Genomic DNA, 16,824 nt, shown 5'->3' with positions numbered 1-16,824 from the left:
CACCAGTCGGCCCTCGCTGTCGTAGACGAAGACGTCCCGGACCCGGTCGTACTGGCTGTCGACAGCGGTCGGGTCGTAGCCGTAGTCGCCGTAACCTGCGGGGGTACGGGCGCAGCCGACCGGCCACCGGCCCGCCACAGCGGCCGCGTCTAGAGGGTCTGCACGGTGGCGATGCGTTCCTCAAGCTGCTCGATGGTGGCCTGGGCGCTCGGCGGCCCGCCGCAGAGTCGGCGCAGCTCGGCATGGATCTTGCCGTGCGGCTGGCCGGTGCGGTGGTGTCGGGCGGCCACCAGAGCGTTCAGTTGGCGCCGGAGCGCCACGCGACGCTGGGCGGCGCTCATGGGTGCGGGCGGCGCTGCCGTGGCCGCAGCGGCCGGCTGAGCGGCCCCGTCGGCCGTACGACGGCGTTGGGCGGCGAGCTGTGCGGCTTGGCGCTTGGTGAGCAGCAGCGAAACCTGGTCGGCGGTGAGCAGACCGGGCAGGCCGAGGTATTCCTCTTCCTCGGGGGTGCCGGCCTGGGCCGCGGTGCCGAACGACGCGCCGTCGAAGATCACCTGGTCCAGCTCGGCGGTGGCCGAGAGCGCCGCGAACCGCTTCTCCAGTTCCCCGCTGGCCTGGTCGTCGCGCTGCGCGCGTTCCAGCAGGTCGTCGTCGAGACCGTCGGCTTCCTTGGGTTTACCGAGTACGTGGTCGCGCTCGGTCTCCATCTCGCTGGCCAGCCCGAGCAGGTGCGGCACGCTGGGCAGGAACACCGACGCGGTCTCCCCGGGCCGGCGGGCCCGCACGAACCGGCCGATCGCCTGGGCGAAGTACAGCGGCGTGCTGGCGCTGGTGGCGTAGACCCCGACTGCCAGTCGTGGGATGTCGACCCCCTCGGACACCATCCGCACCGCGACCATCCATCGCTGGTCGGACGCCGCGAACGTCGCGATCCGCGCGGACGCGCCCTGGTCGTCGGAGAGCACCACGGCGGCCTTCTCACCGGTCACCTGCTCGATGAGCTTGGCGTAGGAGCGGGCGGTCTGCTGATCGGTGGCGATGATCAAACCACCGGCGTCGGCCATGCCCGCGTTGCGCAGCACCGTGAGTCGGGCGTCGGCGGCCCGCAGCACCTGCGGCATCCAGTCGCCGGCCGGGTCCAGGGCGGTACGCCACGCCTGGGCCACCAGGTCCTGGGTCATCGGCTCGCCCAGCCGGGCGGCCAGTTCCTCCCCCGCGTTGGTACGCCAGCGGGTCTCCCCGGAGTACGCCAGGAAGAGCACCGGCCGGACCACCCCGTCGCGCAGCGCGTCGGAGTAGCCGTACACCGAGTCGGCGCGGGAGCGCAGCAGCCCGTCCCCGCCCCGCTCGTAGCTGACGAACGGGATCGGGTTGTCGTCGGAGCGGAACGGTGTCCCGGTGAGCATCAGCCGGCGTACGGCGGGTTCGAAGGCGTTCTTCACCCCGTCGCCCCAGGAGCGGGAGTCGCCGGCGTGGTGGATCTCGTCGAGGATGACCAGGGTGCGTCGGGTCATGGTGCGCCGTCGGTGCACCTGCGGGGCCATCCCCACCTGCGCGTAGGTGATCACCGCGCCGTGGAAGTCGGCCGAGGAGTGCAGGTCGGCGTTGCGGAAGGCGGCGTCGAGTTGGATGCCCACCCGGGCCGCCGCGTCTGCCCACTGGCTCTTCAGGTGCTCGGTCGGGGCGACCACAGTGACCGCCTCCACGGTGCCGTCACCGAGCAACTCGGCCGCGATCCGCAGGGCGAAGGTGGTCTTGCCGGCGCCGGGAGTGGCGACCGCGGTGAAGTCCTCGGTACGGCGACGCAGGTATTCCACCATCGCCTTGCGCTGCCAGGCGCGTAGCGCGGGGAACGTCTCGAGCACCGGCGTCCGGGCTGCCACGCGAAGCTCCTCTCCGACCGCACGATGGCGGACCCCGGGCGAGGGCCACGAGGATCCGCCGCCCATGAAAACGCCTCCGCGCAGAAGCTGCCGCGAAGGCCGACTCAGCATAACCAGCACGGGCCGTCGGGCCCAGGCGACGCCACGCTGGTCACAATCCCGCACCCGAGCGAACAGCGGCCCGACCGTCTCACCATTCCCGGTCGGTGCGTGGATCCGCCCCGTCGGCGCGCGGCGGGCGCAGCGTCGCCACCGGCGCGGACCAGCGTCGACGCAGCGCGATCAGGCGCAGCCCGAAGACCAGGACGGCGGCGGCGGTGAGCGGGACGGGCCCGGTCTGCCCGGTGACGTACAGCAGCACCACCAGGATCGAACCGGCCAGCGCGGCCAGCGCGTAGATCTCCCGGCGCAGCACGACCGGGATCTCGGCGGTGAGCAGGTCGCGGCCGAGCCCGCCGCCGATGGCGGTGAGCATGCCGATCAGGCAGGCCCCGACCGCCGGCACCCGGGCGTCGAGCGCCTTGAGCGTGCCGGTGACGGTGAACAGCGCCAGGCCGGCCGCGTCCAGCACCAGCACTGTGGTGCGCAGTCGGGCCAGTTGCGGGTGCAGCCAGAAGACGGCGAGCGCGGTGATCGCGGCAGTGGCCGCGTACCGCCAGTCGGCGAAGGCCAGCGGCGGCACCTCGTCGATGACCAGGTCCCGCAGGATCCCACCGCCGAGGGCGGCGACGAAGCCGACGAACGCGACACCGAACAGGTCCAGTCGCTTGGCCACCGCCGCCGAGGCCCCGGACGCGGCGAACACCGCCACCCCGGTCAGGTCGGCGAAGAGCAGGGCGGTGGAGGTGGTCACCGCCGCAGGCTACGTCGCCGGCCGGAGCACCGGCCGGGGTTCACTCACGGTACGAGTCGTAGATCTCCTTGCACTTGGGGCAGACCGGCGAACCCGGCTTGGCCGCCTTGGTGACCGGGAAGGTTTCGCCGCAGAGAGCGACGACGAAAGTGCCCATGACGGCGCTTTCGGCGATCTTCTCCTTGCGGACGTAATGGAACATCTCGGGACCGGTGTCGGCGTCCTTCAGCTCCGGACGCTCGAGAACCTCTGTGCTCACGTCTACACCTCCGACGGACAAGTTTGGCAGGTCATCACGGCCGGGTCCACTTGAGCCCGGCGGGGGCCCCACCCCGTACGGTGCCCGTGTGACTGACTTTCGCATCAGCTACGGCACCGAGGTGGCCGAAGCCCAGCGCGACGGCCGACCCGTCGTCGCCCTGGAGAGCACCATCGTCTCGCACGGGCTTCCCCGACCGGAGAACCTGCGCGTGGCCAGGGAGATCGAGCGGACGGTTCGGGAGGCCGGGGCCGTTCCGGCGACGATCGGCATGATCGCCGGTGAGCTGGTGGTCGGCCTGGACGACGCACAGCTGACCCGGCTGGCCACGGTCGACGGCGTGACCAAGCTCTCCGTCCGCGACCTCGCGGTCGCCGCCGCGACCGGCGCGGACGGCGCGACCACCGTCGCCGCCACCAGTGCGGTGGCCGCCGCCGCCGGCATCGGCGTGTTCGCCACCGGCGGGCTGGGTGGGGTGCACCGGGAGGCCGAGCACACCTTCGACGAGTCGGCGGACCTGGTCACCCTGGCGCAGACCCCGATCGCTGTGGTCTGCGCCGGGGTCAAGTCGATCCTCGACGTGGGCGCGACGCTGGAGCGGCTGGAGACCCTCGGGGTCGCTGTCGTCGGTTACCGCACCCGCCGGTTCCCCGGCTTCTACCTGACCGACGCCGGCTTCGACCTGGACTGGTCGGTGGACTCGCCGGAGCAGGTCGCCGCCGTGCTCGCCGCCCGGGACGAACACGCCGTGCACACCGGCGGGCTGCTCATCGCCAACCCGCTGCCGGTCGACGAACAGCTCGACCCGGAGTTGCACGACCGGACTCTCACCGAGGGCCTGGCCCTGCTGGAGCGGGACGGCATCACCGGAAAGGCCGTCACCCCATACCTGCTCGCGCACTTCCACTCGGCAACCGAGGGCGCGAGCCTGGCGGTGAACGTACGGATCATCCTGCGCAACGCCGACCTGGCCGCGCGGATCGCGGTCGCCTCGGTGGCCCGCGGCACCGCCGTCCCGGCATGACCCGACCGGGCCGGATGGTCGTCGTCGGCGACGTGATCACCGATGTGGTCGCCGTGTTGTCCGGACCGCTGGCTGCCGGCTCGGACACCGGGGCCGCCATCAGCCTCGGCGGCGGCGGTCAGGCGGCCAACACCGCCGCCTGGATCGCCGCGCAGCGGGTGGACGTCACGCTCGTCGGGGCCGTCGGTGACGACGACGCCGGGCGGGACCGGGTGGCCGAGCTGGAACGGGCCGGCGTCGACTGCGCCATCGAGCGGATCGACGGCGCCCCGACCGGCACCGTCATCGTGTTGGCCGCCGACGACGAGCGCACCATGGTCAGCCAGCGGGGCGCGAACCTGCGGTTGAGCGCCGCCCACGTCGAGCAGGCCCTCGCGGCGGTGCCCGACGCTGGGCATCTGCACCTGTCCGCGTACACCCTGTTGGACGCTGAGTCGCGCGGCGCGGGGCTGCGGGCGTTGGCCTCCGCCCGCGAGCGCGGGCTCACCATCAGCGTCGACGCAGCCTCTGCGGCGCCGTTGCGGCGGGTCGGCGCGGCGGTGTTCCTGAGTTGGGTACGCGACATCGACCTGCTCCTGGTCAACGCGGACGAGGCCACGGTGCTGGCCGGCGGCCTGGACCCGGCGGCGCAGGGGCGGGTGCTGTCGGCGACGGCTCGACGGGTGGTGGTGAAGCGCGGTGCGGCCGGCGCGGTCTGGGTGGATCGCACCACGCCGGTCTGCGTGGCTCCGGCCAACCGGGTGGCGGTGGTGGACGTCACGGGCGCGGGCGACGCGTTCGCGGCCGGTCTGCTCACCGCGTGGCTCGCCGGTGCCACTCCGACCGCGGCACTGGGTCGCGCCACCGACCTGGGCGCGCTGGCCGTCTCCACCGCCGGGGCTCGGCCACAGGCGTAGCGCGGCCGGCGCGCGGCCACCGCCCGGCTGCTCGAACCCTGGCCCGTTCGCGGGTCAGGGTTCGGCGTCGATGACCTTGTGTGGGCGCTCCTCGGCGGTGAGGCTCATCGGCGGGGTGTCGTCCTGCTGACGGCGGTGGAACCGGTTGGCCAGCCGGTGCTCTTCCTTCGGCGGCCGGTCGTTGGCCAGCAGCACGGCCAGCCAGGGGATGAGCACCATGCCCAGGGCGCACAACGGCAGCCAGAGCCAGAGCAGTGGGGCGTTCGCACCGACCAGGATCGCGCCGACGATGATGCAGGCCACCCGGATGCCCATCATCAGGACATAGCGGCGCTGACGGCTGTTGAGCTGATCACCCTGGCTGCGCGAGGCGTCGGTGATCAGAATCGGCTGGTACGCCTGACGCTTCACCATGGACCTCCTCGAGGGGGTTACGCCTCATCCTGTCACCGCAGGTCCGTGATCAGCGAACTTCGTCTCATCCCGCCACGTGTTACGTGCGTGGTACGCTCCGCGATGTGGGCAGCAGGTTCAGCTTCACCGACGAGGCGTTGGCCAACCTGAGGGTCTACGACGTCACACCCGGGGAAGTCTGGGAGGCGCTGCACAGCGCCCGACGGGTCATCCGTCATCTGGGTGACGACGTGATGGTGGTCTACGCCGCCGCCCGTCGGGGCCGCAGGCTGGCGGTGCTGCTCGCCGAGGCCGATGGCACCGACAACGACTGGGACATTCTCTCCGCCCGCGAGTTGAGCGACGTCGAGTCCAAGCGCTACGACGAGGCCGTGCGGAGATCTCGGTAGATGAGGAGGCCGTGACGATGCACCGTAACGACGCGACCAAGCAGTTCCACGGCGGCGGCGAACGAATCGCCGAGCTGATCGACGAGAGCCCGGCGGCGGAGCTGCCCACCCCCGACAGCGACGTGCCGATGGTGAGCCGCTCGGTGCGGCTACCACTGGACACCTACGAGCGGGTCCGCGCTGCCGCCGACGCCAGGGGCATCGGGGTCACCACGCTGATGCGCCAGTGGATCGAGGCCGGCCTGGCCGACCTGGACGACTCGGCGACCGTGTCGCTGGCCGACGTCCGGCGCGCGCTGGCCTCGCTGGCGCACCCCACCGCCGCCTGAGCCGAGCACGCCTCACCAGGCCGGTTGGTCAGCCGCCGGCGGCCTTCGCCTTGGCTGCCGCCTTCATCTGCTGCTTGAACTCCCGCACCCGACGCAGCGAATCGGCGTCGGTGACGTCGGCCACCGACCGGTAGGCGCCCGGATCGCCGTAGTCCCCGGCCGCCTTCCGCCAGTCCTGCGGGGTCACCCCGAACCGCTTGCCGAGCAGGGCCACGAAGATCTGCGCCTTCTGCTTGCCGAAGCCGGGCAGCGCGGAGACCCGGCGCAGCAACTCCGGCCCGTCGGCGACCTCGGCCCAGAGCAGCGCAGCGTCACCGTCGTACCGCTCCACCAGCACCTGGCAGACCTCCTGCACCCGGGCCGCCATGGCCTTGGGAAACCGGTGCAGCGCGGGCGGCTGGGCGAAGAGCGCGACCAGGGCCTCCGGGTCGTACCCGGCCAGCTCCGCCGCGTCCAGCTCGTGGCCGAGCCGCTGCGCCAGCACGTACGGCGAGGAGAACGCCTTCTCCATCGGCACCTGTTGATCCAGGACCATGCCGAGGAGCAGGGCCAGTGGGCTGCGCTCCAGCAGCCGGTTCGCTTCGGGGTCGATGGGCAGCACGAGCGTCATGCCGACCATCCTGCCCGGCGCACCGGTCCGGGCGGACACCGACGCTCCGACACCTTCCGGCGGGTGACGCTGACCCGGGACGCGACGGAAGGCAGGATGTCGGGGTGGACGAACACGACATGCTGCTCTCCCCCGCCGGTGTCGACGCGCTGCGCACCGCGCTGACCCGGACCGGTTTCACCAGCCACGGCATCGCCGAGCGGCTGGGCGCGCAGGCGACCGCGGCGGTCGCCCGCAACGACTACCGGGCCGCGCTGCGCGCCACCGAGGACGGCGACCCGCTCGGCACCCTGATCCGGGTGTTCATCTGCGACCAGACCGAGCCGGAGGCGGCGGTGGCTGCCGCGCTGACACCGCTGAACCTGGCGGAGGCCCTGGCCGGCGGGCTGGTCGAGCGATACGGCGACGGCCTGCGTGCCGGCGTCGACCTGGAACCGTACGGCGAGGACTGGTGGGTGCTCGCCGACGTGCCGGCCAGCGCCCGCCCGGGTCGCCCGTTGCACGCCGAGCACGTCCTCGGGATCGGGGGAGCCACCCACACGCTGATCGGCGCGACCGTGCGCCGACCGGTCGGCACCGCGCTGGACCTGGGCACCGGCTCCGGCGTCCAGGCCCTGCACCTGGGCACGCACGCCGACTCGGTGACCGCCACCGACCTCTCCGAGCGGGCGCTGCGCTTCGCCGCGACCACCGCCGCCCTCAACGGTCAGAACTGGGAGCTGCTCCGCGGCGACCTGGTCGCCCCGGTGGCCGGTCGGCGGTTCGACCTGGTGGTGAGCAACCCACCGTTCGTGGTCGGCCCGGGCACCACCACGCACGTGTACCGCGACTCCGGCCGGGTCGGTGACGCGATCGGCGCGGAACTGGCCGCCGCCGCCCCGGGCCTGCTCACCGACGGCGGCACCATGCAGTACCTGGCCAACTGGGTGCACGTCGCCGGCGAGGAGTGGGACGAGCGGGTGGCCGGCTGGTTCGCCGGGACCGGCCTGGACGCCTGGGTGATCCAACGCGAGGTGGCCGACCCGATGGCGTACGTCGACCTGTGGCTCACCGACGCCGCCGAGACCGCCGACCCGCAGCGGATGGCCGCCTGGCTGGACTGGTTCGACGCGCACAAGGTGGAGAGCATCGGCTTCGGCATCGTGTCGCTGCGTCGTGGTGGGCATGCCGACCCGGTGGTCCGGGTGGAGGATCTGCGCCAGCAGGTGCAGCCGCCGCTGGGCGATCAGGTCGCCGCCTGGTTCGACCGCCAGGACTTCCTCCGGGTACGCGACACCGAAGCGTTGCTCGCCGAGCGCTACCGGGCCGCCGAGGGCCTCCAACTGCGACAGGAGGCCACCATGGGCGACGAGGGCTGGGGGGTGGACCGCCAGGTCCTCGCGATGCCGCACGGCCTGCGCTGGACCGAGGAGATCGACCCGCTGGTACTGGCGCTGGTCGGTGGCGCCGACGGCCGGCTGCCGCTGCGTGACCAGCTCGCCCTGCTCGCCGCCGCGCACGACGTCGAGCCCGACGAGATGGCCGAGGCCGCCGGCCCGATCGTGGCGCACCTGGTGGAGCGCGGCTTCATCGAGCCGGTGAACGCCTGATGCGGGCGGTGGTGCAGACAGTCGGGCGGGCCAGCGTGACGGTGGACGGTGAGGTGGTCGGTGCGATCGAGAACGGCCTGCTGGTGCTGCTCGGCGTGACCCACACCGACACCGCGGAGACGGCTCGGACGATGGCCCGCAAGGTGCACGAGGTACGCATCCTGGACGGGGAGCGGTCCGCCGCCGACACCGGCGCGCCGATCCTGGTGGTCAGCCAGTTCACCCTCTACGGCGACGCCCGCAAGGGCCGCCGACCGAGCTGGTCCGCCGCCGCCCCCGCCGAGGTCGCCGAGCCACTGGTGACAGCGGTGGTCGACGCCCTACGCGAACGAGGAGCGAAGGTGGAGACCGGCCGCTTCCGCGCCCACATGGTGGTGGAAAGCACCAACATAGGCCCCCAAACCCTCCTCCTAGACCTCTAACCCCAGCCCACCCCACCCAATCCACCCGCCCCGCCCCGCCCCGCCCCACCTCCGTTGATCATGAAGTTGTTGCCCTTCGCCTCGGCGTGTCGGGGCAATAACTTCATGATCAACGCGCAAAAGAGGGGGTGAGGTTAGGAGAAGAGGCCTCGGCGGGTCAGGGACTGGCGGAGCCAGTTGTCGAGTTCGACGGTCCAGTCGGTGCGGTCGGCGGTGGCGTGGTCGACGGTGAACCGACCGAAGGCGTCCCGGCCCTCCGTGAAGACGCCGCCGCGCTTGTCGACCTCCAGCACCACCTGCATCTGCTGGGCGTCGGCGATGAAGGTGACCTCCAACTGGTTGATCGAGCGGGCGTACTGCGGCGCCGGGCTGAACTCGATCTCCTGGTAGAACGGCAACGTCTGGCGTACGCCGTAGATGTGACCGCGCTCCACATCGGCGCGTGCGAACCGGAATCCCAGCCGCAGCAGCGCGTCCAGCAGTCGCTCCTGCGCCGGCAGTGGGTGCACCGACACGGCGTCCAGGTCCCCCTTGTCGACCGCGCGGGCGACCTCCAGCTCGGTACGCAGGCCCATCGTCATCCCGTGCAGGTGCTGCCCGCACAGCTCGGTGACCGGTGTCTCCCACGGCACGTCGAAGCGGAACGGGAGGTCGTAGCGCTGCCCCGGCTCCAGCCGGAACGCGCCGGTGACCTGCTGGCGGTGGAACTCCTGAGTGGTGTCGTAGTCGTTGTCACCGCTCTCCACCTCGACCCGGGTGACCAGGCCGAGGGTGACGTGGTCGATGTCGACCTGGTGGTCGCCGCCCAGCACCTGGATCCGGCCCTCCAACTGGCCGCCCGGGCGGCAGTTCGGGTTGGCCAGCACCGTCTCCACCGACGGACCACCGACGCCCATCGCCTTCATGAGCCGCTTGAAGACCACACCGTCCTCCAACTGTCGTTTCCGGCTGGCCAGAGGTGGCCGGCCGTCCGCAACGTAGCCGGGGCGGGCAACCACACACTTCGACGACACACCGCACCAGCGATCTGACGCGATTCCTGTCGGGTGCCCGATCGCCTCACTCCCGTTTTACGCCCCGCCCGCCAAGCTGTTGTCACACCGGCACCACTGGGCCGGGAACACGGCACCGACGTGGAAACGGGGAGAGACAGAGATGGTCCTGCAGATGACGGAACACCGGACGCGCCCGGCCACCACGACCGACACTGACGGGGCCCCCGAGGCCCTTGTCGACCTGGACGCCACCGACGAGCGCGGCATCTCCACCGACCTGGTCCGGGCCTACCTCAACGGCATCGGCCGGACGAAGCTGCTGACCGCCGCGCAGGAGGTCGACCTGGCCCGGCGCATCGAGGCCGGCCTGTTCGCCGACGAGAAGCTGGCCACCTGCACCCCGGTCTCCGCGGAGCTGCGAGCCGATCTGGAGCTGATCGTCGCCGAGGGTCGGGCGGCCAAGGACCACCTGTTGGAGGCGAACCTGCGGCTGGTGGTCAGCATCGCCAAGCGCTACACGGGCCGTGGCATGGCGTTTCTCGACCTGATCCAGGAGGGCAACCTCGGTCTGATCCGGGCCGTGGAGAAGTTCGACTACGCCAAGGGCTACAAGTTCTCCACGTACGCCACCTGGTGGATCCGGCAGGCCATCACCCGCGCGATGGCCGACCAGGCCCGCACCATCCGCATTCCCGTGCACATGGTCGAGCAGGTCAACCGGATGGTCCGGGCCCGCCGCGAACTGGCGGTGACGCTGGGCCGCGAACCGACTGTCGCCGAGGTGGCCCGCGCGCTGGAGGTCCCCGAGATCCAGGTCATCGAGCTGATCTCCTACGACCGGGAGCCGGTCAGCCTGGACCAGGCCGTCGGCGACGACGGTGAGAGCGCGCTCGGTGACTTCGTGGCCTCGGTGGACCCGCGCACCGAGCCGGGCGACGCCGCCGCCCAGGGCGAGCTGCGCAACGAGGTCAGCATCGTGCTCTCCACCCTGTCCCAGCGGGAACAGGCGGTCATCCGCCTCCGATTCGGCCTGGACGACGGCCGTCAGCGCACCCTGGACGAGGTCGGTCGGGAGTTCGGCCTGTCCCGGGAGCGGATCCGACAGATCGAGAAGGTGACGCTGCTGAAGCTGCGCGCCCCGGAGCGGGCTCAGCGCCTGGAGGCGTACGCCTGCTGACGCACCCGGTTCCCACGGAAGGCCCCGGCGGTTCGCCGGGGCCTTCCGTGCTGTCGGGGTGCTTGACTGGGGACACCGCCCACCGGCCGACGACCGAGGAGAACGACCATGAACTGGACACTCGAAGTGGTGATCGTGCCGGTCTCGGACGTGGACCGGGCAAAGAAGTTCTACGCCGAACAGCTCGGCTTCACTGTGGACCACGACACCGTGATCAGTGACGACGCGCGCATCGTCCAGCTGACGCCGCCCGGCTCGGGCTGCTCGGTCGTGATCGGCAAGGGCGTCGTCCCGGAGATGCCTCCCGGCTCACTCAAGGGCCTGCAACTGGTGGTGCCCGACCTGAAGCGGGCCCACGAGGAGCTGGTCGAACGGGGTGTGGAGGTCAGCGAGATCCAGGTGGTCGGTCAGAACCCCCGGCCGGTGCCGGATCCACTGGACAATGTGGGCTTCATCTTCTTCGCCGACCCGGACGGCAACACCTGGGGCGTCCAGCAGATCTCCAGCCGTGCCTGACCGGGCACGCTCACAGGCGGCGGGGGCCGGTGTCCGGACGGGCGACCACGCCACCCACCCCCACCTGCGCGTGCAGGATCGAGATGCCATCCGGGCGGGCGAGCACCGGGTTGAGGGTCAGCGAGCGCACCCGGGGTTGTTCGTCGGCGAGCTGACCCACCCGTAGCAGCAGATCGGCCAGGGCCGCCAGGTCGACCGGTGCGGCCCCCCGGTGCCCGCGCAGCAGCGGCGCCGCCCGAGGCTCGTCGACCAGCTCGGCCGCGTCGGTGTCGGTCAGCGGCACCGCCCGCCACGCCCGATCGCCGAGCAGCTCGGTGGCGACGCCGCCCAGGCCGAAGCCGACCACCGGCCCGAACGCGGGGTCTTCCACCACCTCCACCACGCAGGCCACGCCGGGCGGGACCATCGGCTGCACCAGGGCGTCCGCGCCGAAGGTCGCCGCCAGGTCGGTGTACGCCCGGCGGAGGGTCGGCTCGTCGGGCAGGTCCAGCCGGACCGCGCCGAGGTCGAGTCGGTGCCGCAACCCGGGAGCGGCAGCCTTGAGCGCAACCGGGAAGCCCAGCCGCGCCGCCGCGTCGACAGCAGCGTCGACCGAGTCGACAGACACCGAGGCCACCACGTCGATGCCGTACGCGGCCAGCAGCGCACCCGGGTCGGTGCCGTCGGCTCGCAGCGCGGCCTGCGCGGCGGCCCGATCGACGTCGGGCAGCTCCGGTGCCACCCCGGGTGGGCGGCGAAGCCATTCGGCGTACCGGTGGGCGCGGGCGAGCGCGTGGACCGCCTCCTCCACGCCGCCGTACGCCGGCACCCCCGGTGGCAGCCGCCCGACCAGGAACGTCGCCACTGTCGGCTTGCCCAACGCGAGGGCGGCCGGCAGCGCGGCGGTCACGTCGGCGTCCACCTCGGTCAGCTGGCCGGGAAGCGGCGGGGCGAAGACCACCACCAGGGCGTCCACCCGTTCGTCGGCGGCCGTCTCGGCGAGCGCGGCGGCGAACTCGGCGGCACCGGCGCTCGGCCCGACGTCGCGGGGGTATCCGTCGGCCACGCTCAGCCCGTGCCCGACGCAGGCGGTCGCGGCGAGCCCGGTGAGGGCCGAGGAGTTGCCGACCACACCGACCCGGCCGCCGGCCGGCAACGGCTGGTTGGCCAGCAGCACACCCACGTCGAGCAGCTCCGGCACGGTGTCCACCCGAATCACCCCGGACTGGGCGAAGAGCGCCGCCACCGCCACCTCGTCCGGCCCGACGGCGTCACCGACCCCTGGCGGTCGGGCCGGCGAGGCGAGCGCGACCACCGGTTTGGCGCGGCCGATCCGCCGGGCCAGCCGGGCGAACTTGCGCGGGTTCCCGAAGGTCTCCAGGTAGAGCATGATCACGTCGGTGCCGCTGTCGTCCTGCCAGTACTGCAGGAGGTCGTTGCCGGAGACGTCGGCCCGGTTGCCGGCCGAGACGAAGCTGGACAGCCCGAGGCCCCGCCGGTCCGCCTCGGCCAGCAGCGCCACCCCGAACGCACCGGACTGACTGAAGATGCCGACCCGGCCGGCCGGCGGCAACGCCGGGGCGAGGGTGGCGTTGAGGCGTACCGTCGGGTCGGTGTTGGCCACGCCCAGGCAGTTCGGGCCGACGACCCGCATGCCGGCCGCGTGCGCCGCGCGGACCAGCGCCCGCTGGGTGGCCGCGCCCTCGCCGCCGGCCTCGGCGAAGCCGGCCGAGATGACCACCAGGCCGTGCACCCCCGCGGCGGCGGCGTCGGCGACCACAGCGGTCGCCGCTTCCGGTGGGACCGCCACCACCGCCAGGTCCACCGGCGCTCCGGCAGCAACAGCCGACGGGTACGCGGGGAGGCCCGCCACTGTCGACGCGCTCGGATGCACCGGCACCACCGCACCGGTGAACCCGCCGTCGCGCAGGTGCCCGAGCACCGCCGCGCCGACGCCCTGGCCGGTGGCGCTGGCACCGTAGACGACGATGCCGCGCGGGGCGAGCAGCCGGGCGATCGAGCGGGCCTCGGTGCGGTGCTCCCGGCCGCGCTGCACCTCCAGGCTGGCCTCGGTGGGCGCGATGGGGAAGCTCAGGTGGACCACGCCGTCGGCGTACTCGCGCTGGACCTGGTAGCCGAAGTCGGCGAAGACCCGCAGCATCGTCCCGTTGGCCGGCAGCACCTCCGCGACGAAGCTCATGATGTCGTTGCGCCGGGCCGCGTCGGCCAGGTGCTCCATCAGCACCGAGCCGATCCCCCGCCCCTGGTAGGCGTCCTCCACCACGAAGGCCACCTCCGCCTCGGGGGCCTGGGGGCCGAGCCGCTCGTACCGGCCGACAGCGACGATCTGGTCGGCGGCCAGCACCACGAACGCCTCCCGGTCGTGGTGGTCCACCGTGACGAAACGGATCAGATCCCGTTCCGGGATGCGTGGGTACGGCGAGAAGTACCGCAGGTAGCGGGTGCGCTCGGAGAACCGGCTGTGCATCGCCACGATGCCCGGCGCATCGGCCGGGTCGATCGGTCGCAACTGGACAGTGCTGCCATCGCTGAGCAGCACGTCGACCGGCTGGTCCAGACTCGTCACCGAACGGCCCGGCTCAGTCCCGCGGATCGTGCGGGTCGAGCCCGAGCAGCGGGAAGACCGTCTTGCGGGTGGCCGCGATCGCCCGGTCCACCGCGTTCGGCTCGCCGGTCGGCTGCCACGGCTCGTACGACGGGTCGGCGTCGTCGGTCATCCGCAGCGGCACCTCCCGGCCCAGACCTCGGGAGGTGACCAGGTCCCGCCACGCGGGTGGGGTGAGCGTGGCCGGGTCGATCGGGTCACCGGTGGCCACTGCCAGCAGGTGACTCCAGGCCCGGGGCACCACCTCGACGAGCGCGTACCCGCCGCCGCCGGTGGCCACCCACCGGCCGTCGCACAGCTCGTCGGCGAGCGCCCGCAGCGCCAGGTAGGTGGCCCGCTGCCCGTCCACCGTCAGGTTGAGATCGGCGAGCGGATCCAGCCGGTGGCCGTCGGCGCCACACTGGCTGACCAGTATCTGCGGCTTGAACGCGCGCAGCACCGACGGCACTGTCGCGTGGAACGCGCGCTGCCAGCCGCTGTCGTCGACACCCGGCGGCAACGGCATGTTGACGGCGGTGCCCTGCGCACCCGGCCCACCCGTCTCGTCCGGGAAACCCGTGCCCGGGAAGAGCGCCAGCGGGGTCTCGTGCAGGCTGACCGTCAGCACCCGTGGGTCGTTCCAGAAGATGTCCTGCACGCCGTCGCCGTGGTGCACGTCGACGTCCACGTACGCGACCCGCTCGGCGCCCAGGTCGAGCAGACGGGCGATGGCCACTGCGGGGTCGTTGTAGACACAGAAGCCGGAGGCTCGGGCGGACATGGCGTGGTGCAGCCCACCGGCCACGTTCACCGCCCGCCGGGCGTCGCCGCGCCAGACCGCCTCGGCGGCGGCAACCGTCGCGCCGGCGATGAGCGCGCTGGACTCGTGCATGCCCTCGAAGACCGGGTTGTCGGAGGTGCCCAGCCCGTACCCGGCGAAGAGCGGGTCGCGCGGCGCGTTGCGCACGGCGGCGAGGTAGGCCGGCGCGTGCACCCGGGTGAGCAGGGCGTCGTCGGCGGGCTCCGGCTTGACCATCCGCACCCCTGGCCGATTCAGGATGCCCAGCTCGCGGGCGAGCGCGATGGTCAGCTCCACCCGGACCGGGTCGAGTGGATGGTCACCCATGTCGTAGGCGAGCAGCGACTCGTCCCACACCACCACAGTGTCGTCGGACATGAGCCCATCGTCGCACGAGGATCGGCGCGGGCCCACCGCACGCGCTGGTCAGCGACCGGGTGTCGACCCCGAGGCGACCGGTCGGGCCGGGTCCGCCACCCAGTTGCTCCACGATCCAACGTAGAGCGCGGCGTCCGTCCGGCCGGCCAGGTGCAGCGCCAGCACCGCCTGGGCGGCGGTCACCCCCGAGCCGCAGTACGCCGCGACGGCCCGCCCCTCGGTCACCCCGGCGGCGGCGAACCGCTCACTCAGCACGTCGGCGGGCAGGAAACGTCCGTCCGGGCCGACGTACTCCCCGGCGGGCAGGTTCGCCGCTCCCGGCACGTGCCCGGCCACCGGGTCGATCGGCTCGACCTCGCCCCGGTAGCGGGGCGCCGCCCGTACGTCGAGCAGCACGGCATCGTCCGCGGCGGCCAACGCGGCGGCCTGCCCGGCGTCGAGCACCGGGAGATCCCCGGGGCGCACCACGATGTCACCGGGCGGTGGGGCGGGCGCGTCGGTGGAGACGGGTCGGCCGGCGGCGACCCAGGCCGGATAGCCACCGTGCAGCAGGCGCACCGGCCGGTGGCCGGCCCAGCGCAGCGTCCACCAGGCCCGCGAGGCGGCCATGCCGTCGCCGCCGTCGTACACCACCACGGGGTGACCGGCGCGGACGCCGGCGGCCCGCAGAGCCGCCTGCAACGCTGCCGGGTCGGGCAACGGGTGCCGGCCGCCGACGCCCGGCACCCCACAGAGCGCGGTGTCCAGGTCGACGAAGACGGCCCCCGGCAGGTGGCCGGCGAGGTAGTCGTCGTGCCCGGGCGGGCCGATGAGCCGCCAGCGGACGTCGAGCAGGGTGGGCGGGTCGACCTGGTCGAGCTCGGCGGCGAGCCGGTCGACCTCGACCAACGGCTCCTGGGTACCGGACATGGCGACATCCAACACCATTCGGCGGGACGGCATGCGGTTCGGCGACGGTCGTCGGCCGTTCACCCGAGGTACCATCGTGCACCGGAGGGCCGCTGACGTTATGAAGTCTCACGACCTGGTCGACACGACCGAAATGTACCTGCGCACCATCCTCGAACTCGAAGAGGAGGGGGTGCCGCCGCTGCGTGCCAGGATCGCCGAGCGGCTACGACAGAGCGGCCCCACAGTGAGCCAGACCGTCGCCCGGATGGAGCGCGACGGCCTGCTCACCGTCGAGGGTGACCGACACCTCACGCTCACCGCGCTGGGTCGCGGCTCGGCCGTTTCCGTGATGCGCAAGCACCGCCTCGCCGAGCTGCTGCTGGTCAACGTCATCGGGATGCCCTACGAGGAGGCCCACGAGGAGGCCTGCCGCTGGGAGCACGTGATGAGCGACGCGGTGGAGAAGCGGGTCTACGACCTGCTCAACCGGCCGACCCGCTCCCCGTACGGCAACCCGATCCCGGGTCTGGAGGAGCTGGGCTCCCCCGAGGCGGAAGCGACCGAGGCCGCCGAGGGTGAGCGCAACCTGGCCTTCCCCGGCCTCTCCGGGCCGGTGGTGGTCCGCCGGATCTGCGAGAGCGTGCAGACCGACGGCGACGTGCTGCGTCAGCTGCACGCCGCCGGTGTCGACCCGGGCGCCACTGTGACAGTGGCCCAGGAGCGCGACGGGGTGTCGATCGACCGCTCCGGTGACCGGGTGCGGCTGCCCCGCGAGGTCGCCTCCCGGGTCTTCGTCGCCGCCAACTGATCAACCGG

At 72.6% G+C, this 16,824-nt stretch carries 18 protein-coding genes; 9 read left to right on the top strand and 9 right to left on the bottom strand.

The annotated features are described in order from the left end of the window. Window positions 1–149: 149 nt before the first annotated feature. From AB0B68_RS26660 to AB0B68_RS26650, 3 genes are all read right to left on the bottom strand, one after another. A complete protein-coding gene (locus tag AB0B68_RS26660; RefSeq protein WP_357263502.1) occupies window positions 150–1,883 on the bottom strand; it encodes a DEAD/DEAH box helicase in 1,734 nt (577 codons plus the stop codon). Between the two features lie 190 nt (window positions 1,884–2,073). Continuing rightward, window positions 2,074–2,736 carry a trimeric intracellular cation channel family protein gene (locus AB0B68_RS26655; protein WP_355009879.1) on the bottom strand — a complete coding sequence of 221 codons (663 nt, stop codon included), beginning with the start codon at window positions 2,734–2,736 and terminating at the stop codon, window positions 2,074–2,076. A gap of 40 nt (window positions 2,737–2,776) precedes the next feature. Further along, the gene (locus AB0B68_RS26650) at window positions 2,777–2,995 is read right to left on the bottom strand and encodes a DUF3039 domain-containing protein (protein ID WP_007456912.1); all 219 of its coding nucleotides are present in this window, start codon (window positions 2,993–2,995) and stop codon (window positions 2,777–2,779) included. A gap of 88 nt (window positions 2,996–3,083) precedes the next feature. On the opposite strand from AB0B68_RS26650, the gene AB0B68_RS26645 reads away from it, so the two are divergent. Together AB0B68_RS26645 and AB0B68_RS26640 are read left to right on the top strand one after the other, a co-directional pair. After that, window positions 3,084–4,019, top strand: a complete 936-nt coding sequence (locus AB0B68_RS26645) for a pseudouridine-5'-phosphate glycosidase (protein WP_357263499.1) — start codon at window positions 3,084–3,086, stop codon at window positions 4,017–4,019. Beyond that, window positions 4,016–4,915 (top strand): PfkB family carbohydrate kinase, encoded by a 900-nt coding sequence (locus tag AB0B68_RS26640; RefSeq protein ID WP_357263496.1) that lies wholly within the window; start codon window positions 4,016–4,018, stop codon window positions 4,913–4,915. The genes AB0B68_RS26645 and AB0B68_RS26640 overlap by 4 nt, the downstream gene beginning before the upstream one ends. Window positions 4,916–4,969: 54 nt before the next feature. Here AB0B68_RS26640 and AB0B68_RS26635 read toward each other — a convergent pair whose 3' ends face one another. Then, window positions 4,970–5,329 carry a DUF3099 domain-containing protein gene (locus tag AB0B68_RS26635; RefSeq protein ID WP_357204619.1) on the bottom strand — a complete coding sequence of 120 codons (360 nt, stop codon included), beginning with the start codon at window positions 5,327–5,329 and terminating at the stop codon, window positions 4,970–4,972. A gap of 104 nt (window positions 5,330–5,433) precedes the next feature. Here AB0B68_RS26635 and AB0B68_RS26630 point away from each other — a divergent pair, with 104 nt between their 5' ends. After that, window positions 5,434–5,718, top strand: a complete 285-nt coding sequence (locus AB0B68_RS26630; RefSeq protein ID WP_030489374.1) for a hypothetical protein — start codon at window positions 5,434–5,436, stop codon at window positions 5,716–5,718. A gap of 17 nt (window positions 5,719–5,735) precedes the next feature. Next, window positions 5,736–6,047: a hypothetical protein gene (locus AB0B68_RS26625; RefSeq protein WP_124858894.1), complete on the top strand. Its 312-nt coding sequence runs from the start codon at window positions 5,736–5,738 to the stop codon at window positions 6,045–6,047. A 28-nt stretch (window positions 6,048–6,075) separates the two neighbouring features. Here AB0B68_RS26625 and AB0B68_RS26620 read toward each other — a convergent pair whose 3' ends face one another. Then, window positions 6,076–6,666, bottom strand: a complete 591-nt coding sequence (locus AB0B68_RS26620; RefSeq protein WP_357263511.1) for an HhH-GPD-type base excision DNA repair protein — start codon at window positions 6,664–6,666, stop codon at window positions 6,076–6,078. A gap of 95 nt (window positions 6,667–6,761) precedes the next feature. Between AB0B68_RS26620 and AB0B68_RS26615 the strand changes: the two genes are divergently transcribed. Together AB0B68_RS26615 and dtd are read left to right on the top strand one after the other, a co-directional pair. Continuing rightward, entirely contained in the window at window positions 6,762–8,246 is a 1,485-nt protein-coding gene (locus AB0B68_RS26615; protein WP_357263492.1) for a methyltransferase, read from the top strand. After that, window positions 8,246–8,668 carry a D-aminoacyl-tRNA deacylase gene (gene dtd / locus AB0B68_RS26610; protein ID WP_357263489.1) on the top strand — a complete coding sequence of 141 codons (423 nt, stop codon included), beginning with the start codon at window positions 8,246–8,248 and terminating at the stop codon, window positions 8,666–8,668. The genes AB0B68_RS26615 and dtd overlap by 1 nt, the downstream gene beginning before the upstream one ends. Window positions 8,669–8,802: 134 nt before the next feature. On the opposite strand, the gene AB0B68_RS26605 is transcribed toward dtd, so the two are convergent. Beyond that, window positions 8,803–9,591 carry a sporulation protein gene (locus tag AB0B68_RS26605; protein WP_357263508.1) on the bottom strand — a complete coding sequence of 263 codons (789 nt, stop codon included), beginning with the start codon at window positions 9,589–9,591 and terminating at the stop codon, window positions 8,803–8,805. Between the two features lie 244 nt (window positions 9,592–9,835). Here AB0B68_RS26605 and sigB point away from each other — a divergent pair, with 244 nt between their 5' ends. Beyond that, window positions 9,836–10,840 (top strand): RNA polymerase sigma factor SigB, encoded by a 1,005-nt coding sequence (sigB, locus tag AB0B68_RS26600; RefSeq protein WP_357263486.1) that lies wholly within the window; start codon window positions 9,836–9,838, stop codon window positions 10,838–10,840. Window positions 10,841–10,948: 108 nt separating this feature from the next. After that, on the top strand, window positions 10,949–11,356 hold the full coding sequence (locus tag AB0B68_RS26595; protein WP_357208500.1) for a VOC family protein: 408 nt from the start codon (window positions 10,949–10,951) through the stop codon (window positions 11,354–11,356). Between the two features lie 10 nt (window positions 11,357–11,366). Here the strand turns inward: AB0B68_RS26595 and AB0B68_RS26590 are convergent, their stop codons facing one another. Genes AB0B68_RS26590 through AB0B68_RS26580 form a run of 3 tightly spaced genes read right to left on the bottom strand, consistent with a single transcriptional unit; the run spans window position 11,367 to window position 16,026 of the window. Next, the gene (locus tag AB0B68_RS26590) at window positions 11,367–13,922 is read right to left on the bottom strand and encodes a GNAT family N-acetyltransferase (RefSeq protein ID WP_357263483.1); all 2,556 of its coding nucleotides are present in this window, start codon (window positions 13,920–13,922) and stop codon (window positions 11,367–11,369) included. A 13-nt stretch (window positions 13,923–13,935) separates the two neighbouring features. After that, window positions 13,936–15,117 (bottom strand): acetoin utilization protein AcuC, encoded by a 1,182-nt coding sequence (locus AB0B68_RS26585; RefSeq protein ID WP_357263480.1) that lies wholly within the window; start codon window positions 15,115–15,117, stop codon window positions 13,936–13,938. A 48-nt stretch (window positions 15,118–15,165) separates the two neighbouring features. Then, window positions 15,166–16,026 carry a sulfurtransferase gene (locus AB0B68_RS26580; RefSeq protein ID WP_357263477.1) on the bottom strand — a complete coding sequence of 287 codons (861 nt, stop codon included), beginning with the start codon at window positions 16,024–16,026 and terminating at the stop codon, window positions 15,166–15,168. Window positions 16,027–16,126: 100 nt separating this feature from the next. Here AB0B68_RS26580 and AB0B68_RS26575 point away from each other — a divergent pair, with 100 nt between their 5' ends. Continuing rightward, window positions 16,127–16,816, top strand: coding sequence for a metal-dependent transcriptional regulator (locus tag AB0B68_RS26575; protein WP_355009892.1), 690 nt, complete (start codon window positions 16,127–16,129; stop codon window positions 16,814–16,816). Window positions 16,817–16,824 lie beyond the last annotated feature (8 nt).

The organism is Micromonospora sp. NPDC049049 (genome assembly GCF_040649115.1).
In the GTDB taxonomy this organism is placed as follows: Bacteria; Actinomycetota; Actinomycetes; order Mycobacteriales; family Micromonosporaceae; genus Micromonospora.
The sequence above is the reverse complement of the archived record's forward strand: the minus strand, read 5'-3'. Positions and strand labels throughout refer to the sequence as shown.

Coding starts and splice junctions, on each gene's coding strand:
- AB0B68_RS26640 (WP_357263496.1), top strand. CDS start 4,016: ATGACCCGACCGGGCCGGATGGTCGTCGTCGGCGACGTGATCACCGAT.
- AB0B68_RS26635 (WP_357204619.1), bottom strand. CDS start 5,329: ATGGTGAAGCGTCAGGCGTACCAGCCGATTCTGATCACCGACGCCTCG.
- AB0B68_RS26625 (WP_124858894.1), top strand. CDS start 5,736: ATGCACCGTAACGACGCGACCAAGCAGTTCCACGGCGGCGGCGAACGA.
- AB0B68_RS26620 (WP_357263511.1), bottom strand. CDS start 6,666: ATGGTCGGCATGACGCTCGTGCTGCCCATCGACCCCGAAGCGAACCGG.
- dtd (WP_357263489.1), top strand. CDS start 8,246: ATGCGGGCGGTGGTGCAGACAGTCGGGCGGGCCAGCGTGACGGTGGAC.
- sigB (WP_357263486.1), top strand. CDS start 9,836: ATGACGGAACACCGGACGCGCCCGGCCACCACGACCGACACTGACGGG.
- AB0B68_RS26595 (WP_357208500.1), top strand. CDS start 10,949: ATGAACTGGACACTCGAAGTGGTGATCGTGCCGGTCTCGGACGTGGAC.
- AB0B68_RS26585 (WP_357263480.1), bottom strand. CDS start 15,117: ATGTCCGACGACACTGTGGTGGTGTGGGACGAGTCGCTGCTCGCCTAC.
- AB0B68_RS26580 (WP_357263477.1), bottom strand. CDS start 16,026: ATGTCCGGTACCCAGGAGCCGTTGGTCGAGGTCGACCGGCTCGCCGCC.
- AB0B68_RS26575 (WP_355009892.1), top strand. CDS start 16,127: ATGAAGTCTCACGACCTGGTCGACACGACCGAAATGTACCTGCGCACC.